At 64.8% G+C, this 837-nt stretch carries 1 protein-coding gene; it reads left to right on the top strand.

The window, feature by feature from the left end:
* A partial coding sequence (locus tag DU475_RS23890) for a porin (protein ID WP_164633525.1) occupies window positions 1-776 on the top strand: 776 nt, incomplete at its 5' end.
* Between the last annotated feature and the right edge of the window lie 61 nt (window positions 777-837).

The raw sequence follows: 837 nt of genomic DNA on the forward strand, positions 1-837 counted from the left end.
CCAACTCCTACGCCGGCACCTCGATCCCCGACATCGTCGGCAAGATCCGCGTCGATCAGGCCTGGGGTCTGTTCCAGGTTTCGGCCGCCGCGCATCAGGTTCGCGCCAGCTACTACAACACCGCGCTCGAGACCTCCGGTCATCCGAGCGACACCTGGGGCTATGCGGTCCAGGGCGCTCTGTCGCTCAAGAACCTGCCGACCGGCCCCGGCGACAGCATCAACATCACGGCGACCTACTCGAACGGCGCGACCCGTTACGTGCTGGGCGGCGTGAGCCCGAACTCGTTCGCGATCTACGGCAACAACTCGGTTCCGGGCACCTATCAGAGCGTCGCCTTCGGCGTTGCGGCCGACGGCGTGTTCGCCGGCACCAACAACCTGAACGGCACCGGCATCGAGAAGACCTCTGCGTGGGGCGTCCGTGGTGCGTTCAACCACAACTGGAACCCGAACTGGTCGACCTCGCTGTTCGGCGCCTACACCAAGATCGACTACAATGGCACTGCGACCGCTCTGATCTGCACCGGTCTCGGCGCCAATGTGGCCGGCTTCAACTGCAACCCGGACTTCGCGATCGCGCAGGTCGGCACCGTCACCCGCTGGACTCCGGTCAAGGGTCTGACCCTGTCGGGCGAAGTGATGTACACCTATCTCGATCAGGCGTCCTCGGGCATCCTGCCGCTGACCGCCGCCGGAACCAAGCCGGCCGCGTTCTACGAGTTCAAGGACCAGGGCGTCTGGAGCGGCAACCTCCGCGTTCAGCGCAACTTCTGATCCTCGCTTCGCAAGCGAGTATCTGATCAACCCCGGCGGGCAACCGCCGGGGTTTTTCGTT

Source organism: Rhodopseudomonas sp. WA056 (assembly GCF_010906995.1).
Taxonomy (GTDB): Bacteria; Pseudomonadota; Alphaproteobacteria; order Rhizobiales; family Xanthobacteraceae; genus Rhodopseudomonas; species Rhodopseudomonas palustris_G.